Source organism: Streptomyces sp. (genome assembly GCF_031178505.1).
Taxonomy (GTDB): Bacteria; Actinomycetota; Actinomycetes; order Streptomycetales; family Streptomycetaceae; genus Streptomyces; species Streptomyces gulbargensis.
This window is the reverse complement of the sequence record NZ_JAPSIW010000449.1, coordinates 1-5,827: the sequence shown is the minus strand read 5'-3', so window position 1 is coordinate 5,827 and position 5,827 is coordinate 1. Positions and strand designations below refer to the sequence as shown.

The following is a 5,827-nucleotide window of genomic DNA, read 5'->3' as shown; positions in this document are numbered from 1 at the left end:
GGGGCCGGGCCGACGGGGCGCGCGGGTGGGACGGCGCGGCGGACCGCCGTGCGTCATCCGCCGGACGCGCGGAAACGGACGGTACGAGGGTGGAGGTGCGGGCGCGGCCCGTCGCTCAGCGCGGTGGGACGTCCGGGAGGGGACGGATCCGGGCGCCGGAAGGGGCCGCTTCGAGGGGAGCCCGGACCGGCGGCGGCGCGGGGAAGGGCCGCGGATCGCGCGGGGGCGCGCCGTCCGGGCGGGAGACGCCCCGGGGCCGGGGCGGTACGTCTCTCCGGCGCGTGCCGGCCGGGACGTCGTGTTCGTGAGCTGTCACCAAGGTGGATCCCTGGGTTCCGCGCCTCCATGCCCACGGCGGTCTCTTTGCCGGGTGCACCGCGACGCTGCCGACGTTTCTACCGATGATCGACGCGACTGTCAACCGCCTTGGGGGCGCGGGGAGTCGGGCTCCGGCCGGTCCCCCGCGGTGGGGGGCGGGACCGTGGGACACGTTTCCTCGTCACGGCCCGGTGCTGCCGTTCGACGACCGGGAGTACCGGGCGATGGAGGAGCGGGCGCCCGCGCGGGCGCGGGACCTGCGGGCAGGGATGAACCACCTGCGCGCCGGGGCCGCGCCGGAGGAGCGGACCGTACGCGACCTGGCCAGGATCACCGCCCCGGCACTGGTGCTGCACGGCGCGGAGGACCCCACGTATCCGCTGCCGCACGCGGAGGCGATCCCCGGGGCCCGGCTCGTGGTGATCGAGGGCCTTGGGCACGCCCTGCCGGCGGCCCTGGACTCCCGCCTGGCCGGAGAGATCCTGCGCCACACCGCCACGGACTGAGCGTACGGCTCGGCGGGCGCGGGCTCCGGAGCCGTACGACCGGGACGCCGACTCCGGAGCGGTACGACCGGGCTCCGGAGCCGGCCTCGGCGGCGCAAGGCGGAGCGCCAGGGCGGGTCGCCCGAGGCGGCTCCCGCGGCCGACGCCGAGTGGCCGGGGTCCGGAACCACCCCGTGCGGGGTCCGGCTCCCTGGGCCACCGGTCCGAGCGGGTCGCGTACGTCCGGGACGTACGCCGTACCGCCCCCGTCCCCGTACGCGTGCCGCCCCACCGCGTGCGCGGCGCGCCGCCCATGAGGGCGCCGCGAGGCCACGCGACGGTCCGCGCTCGGCGCGATGCCGCCACGTCCGTTCAGGGGCGGGGCGGCCGCCGGAGGGCCCGCCGGTCAGGGGTCCACCGGGCGTGCGCCGGGCGTCCGCACTCCTCACGGACGGGCGGCGGGCGGTGCGAGACGGGCCTCGATCTCGTCGGCGGTCAGGACGAGGGCGAAGCCCTTGCGCAGGACGGCGAGTTCCGGCTCCTGCCGGGTCTCGTCGTCGGTGGCCGTGACGTCCGCGCCGAACACCACCTGGTAGCCGCGTTCGTAGGCCTGGCGGGCCGTGGTGCCGCAGCAGTAGTTGGTGAGCGTCCCCGTGACGACCACCGTGTCCCGTCCCAGGTTGCGCAGCACCGTGTCGAGCGGTGTGTCGTGGAAGGCGCCGTACGAGGGTTTGCGGATCAGGACCTCGTCGGGGCGGCGGCCCATCGGCGGCCACACCTCGGACGGGCCCGGGCGGCGCCAGTCGGTGTCGGCATGCGGAAGGTGGGCCAGGGCCTTCGGGCGGTCCAGGCCGAAGTGCGTGTCGTCGAAGAGGGTCCAGAGGACCGGGACGCCGGCGGCCCGGCTCACCTCCACCAGCCGGCGGAGCCTCGGCGCCATGCGGGTCGCGGCGGGCACCCAGAAGGGACTCCAGCCCGGCCGGACGAACTCGTCCTGCATGTCGACGACCAGCAGCGCCGTGCGGTCGGGCCGCACCTCGAAGGACGCCCGCCCCCGTTCGTAGGCCTCTCGGGCCCGCGCGGTCACCCACTCCTCGGTGTACGCCGTCCCCGCCATACCGGCTCCTCCCCCGCGTCGGCACGCCGATCGGCGTACCTCGATTCGCTGTACCTCGATTCGATGTGCGAGGATAGCAGCATGCTCGAACTGGCGATCCTCGGTTTCCTGGCGGACGGGCCGCTCCACGGCTACGAGTTGCGACGACGGCTCGGGCGGCTGTCCGGGCACGCCAGGCCGGTCAGTGACGGCAGTCTCTATCCGGCGCTCAACCGGCTGGTGAAAGCCGGACTGCTGGATCGCAGGGCGGAACCGGGCGCCTCGGCCGCCCAGCGGTACACCCTGAGCCTGACCCCTGGGGGACGTGCCGAACTCCTGCGCCGGCTGAGGGAGGCGGACGGCCTGGACATCAGCGACGGCAGCCGCTTCTTCACCGTCCTGGCCTTCCTCTCCCACCTCCCCGACGTGGCCGATCAGCACGCGGTGCTGCGGCGGCGCCTGGAGTTCCTGGAGCGGGGGACGAGTTTCTTCCACGACGGGGAACGCCCCCTGCGCGCCGAGGACACCGCCGACCCCTACCGCCGGGGCATGCTCCTCATCGCCCGCGCGACCAGCCGGGCGGAACGGTCCTGGCTGCGGGAGGTCCTGGGCTGAGAGGACCGGGTCCCGCCGTCCCGTTCAGCCCTTCCGCCGGACCCTGGCCGCCTTGCGGGCCTCGGCCGTCCTGCGGGCCTCGGCGGCGCGGCGGGACTCGTTGCGGGCACGGCCGGGGCGGCCGGGGACGGTGCCCATGCCGCGGAAGGCGGCGCCGCCGCGCTGGGGGCGTTCCTGGGTGGCGGAGGCCGCGCCGGGGACGGGTTCGCCGGAAGGGGTGCGGGCGCCGGTGATGCGGGCGAGCGCGGACTCTCCGGAGCGGACCGGGGTGACGCGGGCGCGGACACCCGCCTGCGCCAGCAGCCCGGCCAGGTCCTTGCGCTGCTCGGGGAGGGCCAGGGTGACGACCGTGCCCGAGCGGCCGGCGCGGGCGGTGCGGCCGGCGCGGTGCAGGTAGTCCTTGGGGTCGGTGGGCGGGTCGACGTTGACGACGAGGTCGACGTCCTCGACGTGGAGGCCGCGCGCGGCCACGTCGGTGGCGACCAGGACGGTGACGGCTCCGGTCCTGAAGCGTTCCAGGGTGTCGGTGCGCTGCGGCTGCGACTTGCCGCCGTGCAGGGCGGCGGCCCGGATCCCACTGCCCGCGAGGTGCCGGGTGAAGCGGTCGACGGAGTGCTTGGTGTGCAGGAACATGATCACCCGGCCCTCGCGGGCGGCGATCTCCGTGGCGGCGGTGAACTTGTCGGGCGCCCGGACCTCCAGGACGTGGTGCTCCATCGTGTCGACGGCGCCGGCCGACGGGTCGACGGAGTGGACCACCGGGTCGCCCAGGTAGCGGTGGACGAGCGAGTCGACGTCCTCGTCGAGCGTGGCGGAGAACAGCATCCGCTGCCCGCCGGACGGCACCAGGTCGAGCAGTTCGGTGACCTGCGGCAGGAAGCCCAGGTCCGCCATGCGGTCGGCCTCGTCGAGCACGGTGACCTCCACCCGGTCGAGGTGGCAGTCGCGCCGTCCGACGAGGTCGGCGAGGCGGCCGGGGGTGGCGACGAGGACCTCCGCGCCGGCCCGCAGGGCGGTGGCCTGGCGGCCGATCGGCAGACCACCGACGACGGTGAGCAGGCGGAGCCCGAGCGCCGTGGCGTACGGGGTGAGCGCCTCGGTCACCTGCTGGGCCAGCTCGCGGGTGGGGACGAGGACCAGGGCCCGGGGCCGCTTGGCGTCGGCGCGGCGGCCCGCCGTGCGCGCCAGCAGCGGAAGACCGAAGGCGAGCGTCTTGCCCGAGCCGGTGCGGCCACGGCCCAGGATGTCGCGCCCGGCGAGGGCGGCGGGGAGGGTGGCGGCCTGGATGGGGAAGGGACGGGTGACGTCCTGCTCGGCGAGCACCGTCAGGAGCGCGGCGGGCAGGCCCGCCTCCTCGAAGGTCTCCGCCGCCGGAAGCGCGGCCGCCTGCTCCGGCCGCTCCTCCCCGGGGGTGGCGGCGGGCGGGGCCGGACGACGGGCGTCGCCGGTGGGGGCCGAGCGGTTCATGGGGGCCTTCCTGTCGGACCCGGTGGACGACGGTCTCTCCGCCACGAACCGAACCCTTGAAGCCCTTGAATCATACGAAAACCGGACCCGGGGCGGGCGCCGGCCCGCGACGGTGGCGCCCCGCCCGCTCGCCCCGCGCCTCCGCGCAGGCGGCGGGACGGCCGTACGAGGAGGACGGCGGGGAGCCGCTCCCCGCCGCACCGCGCGGCGCGCCCCCGCACGGCGGGAGGCGCGCCGTGGCGGGTGGGCGCTACTTCTTGTGGCCGGCGAGCCAGGCGCGGAAGTCGTCGATCTCGGCCTGCTGGGCGCTGATGCCGGTCCTGGCGGCCTCGCGCAGCTCGGGGTGGACCGCGCGGGCCTGGGCCTCGAGGGACTGCACGATGCCGGCCGAGTGGTGGGGGATCACACGGCGGACGAAGGCGGCGTCGAACCCCTTCCCGGCGGGCGCGCGGCGCAGCTCCTCGACGCGGGCGCGGGTGTCGCTCTCCAGGGCGTCGATCTCCTCCCGCGCCTCCTCCGGTGCCTTCTCCCGGGCCTGCTTCGGCGTGAGGCCGTACCACTGGTGCAGCCGGTGGGTGAGCTCCACGAGCTGGAGGCGCTGGCCCGTGAGGATGCCTTCGACGGCGGCGCGTACGCGGGGGTCGGTACCGCGCCGCAGCTCCAGCTCCGCCATCTCGACCGCGCTCCGGTGGTGCGGGATGATCGCGGCCAGGTAGGTGATCTCGAGCTCCTTGCCCGAGAGTTCGGCGAGTTCCTCGCCCAGTTCGTACGCGGCGGGGGACGTCGCCAGCGGCTTCAGGCCCTGCGAAGCCGAGTTCACCGTCCCCTGCGGGACCGGGCCGTCGGCGGCGGACGCGGCCGGGGCGAGGGCGAGGGAGAGCACGGTGGCGACGGCCGCGACGGCGGCGCGGCGCCGTGTGGGGTGCTTGGTCAAGGGTCCTCCAGGGGATGACGGACGGGATGGATCCGACAGTGACGTGTGGCCGCGCGCCGCACGCCGAAAACTCGGCCGAACGGATGCCACTCGATCACCCCGGTTCCTCCCCCGTCCGGCGGCCCCCGGGTGGGGGACGGCCGCCGGGGCCCGGGTTCGGTCCGTCCCCGGCCGCCCGTGCGGCCGGAGGGCGGGCGCCGTGCGGGGAAGAACGTGCTGCCCGCTCCCCGGGACCGGCGCGAGGGGTCAGTCGTTCACGTCCCGCTCGAAGTCCCGCTCGCACGCCTGGCGTTCGCCCTGCGACGTGGCGTTCCGGACGCACTCGTCGAAGTTCTCGTACTCGTCGGAGCCGAGGACGGACGCGCCGATGGCGAGGATCACGACGGAGACGATCAGGGCCAGCGCGCCCAGTACCGCGCCGACGACCGACATCGTGCGGTGCGGCGCCCGGCCGCCTCTCGCCCTGCGTGCGCCGATGATGCCGAGGACGACGGCGGCCAGGCCCAGCACGATGCCGCCGAACACGGTCCAGAAGAGGACGAGCGCCACGATGCCGAGGACCAGCGCGGCGATGGCCATGCCGTTGGCGCGCCTCGCGTCTGCGGGGTGCCGGGCGTGGTCGTGGGGCTGGGTGGGCGAGGAGAAGGACAACGTCATCACACTCGTTTCCGGGGTCGGTGCCAACGATTCGCCGTAGGACCCCTCTTGCCCCGAACCGGTCGACGAACGCCTCGCCGGTCCGCGGGTTCTCCTCACCGGTGCGCGACGTGCGGGGCACGGACCCACGTGCCCCGCGCGGTCACAGGAAGCGGCGGATGGGTACGACCGCCGCCTCCTGCGCGCGGTGGAAGGCGGATCGTTTCCTCCAGCGTCCGGCCCTGATCCGTTCGCTGGCGCGGAGGTCCTCGTCGA

The 5,827-nt window shown here is 75.6% G+C and carries 6 protein-coding genes; 2 read left to right on the top strand and 4 right to left on the bottom strand.

Translation table 11 applies throughout. From position 1 onward, the window contains the following. Positions 1-509 precede the first annotated feature (509 nt). Complete coding sequence (locus RIF68_RS24865) at positions 510-824, top strand: hypothetical protein (RefSeq protein WP_309053527.1); 315 nt, start codon at positions 510-512, stop codon at positions 822-824. Positions 825-1,248: 424 nt separating this feature from the next. Here RIF68_RS24865 and RIF68_RS24860 read toward each other — a convergent pair whose 3' ends face one another. Further along, on the bottom strand, positions 1,249-1,920 hold the full coding sequence (locus tag RIF68_RS24860; RefSeq protein WP_309053526.1) for an isochorismatase family cysteine hydrolase: 672 nt from the start codon (positions 1,918-1,920) through the stop codon (positions 1,249-1,251). Positions 1,921-2,001: 81 nt separating this feature from the next. On the opposite strand from RIF68_RS24860, the gene RIF68_RS24855 reads away from it, so the two are divergent. Further along, entirely contained in the window at positions 2,002-2,514 is a 513-nt protein-coding gene (locus tag RIF68_RS24855; RefSeq protein WP_309053525.1) for a PadR family transcriptional regulator, read from the top strand. 24 nt (positions 2,515-2,538) lie between these two features. Here the strand turns inward: RIF68_RS24855 and RIF68_RS24850 are convergent, their stop codons facing one another. The 3 genes from RIF68_RS24850 to RIF68_RS24840 all read right to left on the bottom strand — a co-directional run bounded on the left by RIF68_RS24850 (position 2,539) and on the right by RIF68_RS24840 (position 5,572). Continuing rightward, positions 2,539-3,981 carry a DEAD/DEAH box helicase gene (locus RIF68_RS24850; RefSeq protein WP_309053524.1) on the bottom strand — a complete coding sequence of 481 codons (1,443 nt, stop codon included), beginning with the start codon at positions 3,979-3,981 and terminating at the stop codon, positions 2,539-2,541. A gap of 250 nt (positions 3,982-4,231) precedes the next feature. Then, the gene (locus tag RIF68_RS24845; protein ID WP_309053523.1) at positions 4,232-4,915 is read right to left on the bottom strand and encodes a DUF305 domain-containing protein; all 684 of its coding nucleotides are present in this window, start codon (positions 4,913-4,915) and stop codon (positions 4,232-4,234) included. A 246-nt stretch (positions 4,916-5,161) separates the two neighbouring features. Further along, the gene (locus tag RIF68_RS24840; RefSeq protein WP_309053522.1) at positions 5,162-5,572 is read right to left on the bottom strand and encodes a DUF4190 domain-containing protein; all 411 of its coding nucleotides are present in this window, start codon (positions 5,570-5,572) and stop codon (positions 5,162-5,164) included. Between the last annotated feature and the right edge of the window lie 255 nt (positions 5,573-5,827).

Bases quoted from the DNA above. Each gene is read 5' to 3' on its own strand.
- RIF68_RS24860 (WP_309053526.1), bottom strand. From the start codon at position 1,920: ATGGCGGGGACGGCGTACACCGAGGAGTGGGTGACCGCGCGGGCCCGA.
- RIF68_RS24855 (WP_309053525.1), top strand. From the start codon at position 2,002: ATGCTCGAACTGGCGATCCTCGGTTTCCTGGCGGACGGGCCGCTCCAC.
- RIF68_RS24850 (WP_309053524.1), bottom strand. From the start codon at position 3,981: ATGAACCGCTCGGCCCCCACCGGCGACGCCCGTCGTCCGGCCCCGCCC.
- RIF68_RS24840 (WP_309053522.1), bottom strand. From the start codon at position 5,572: ATGACGTTGTCCTTCTCCTCGCCCACCCAGCCCCACGACCACGCCCGG.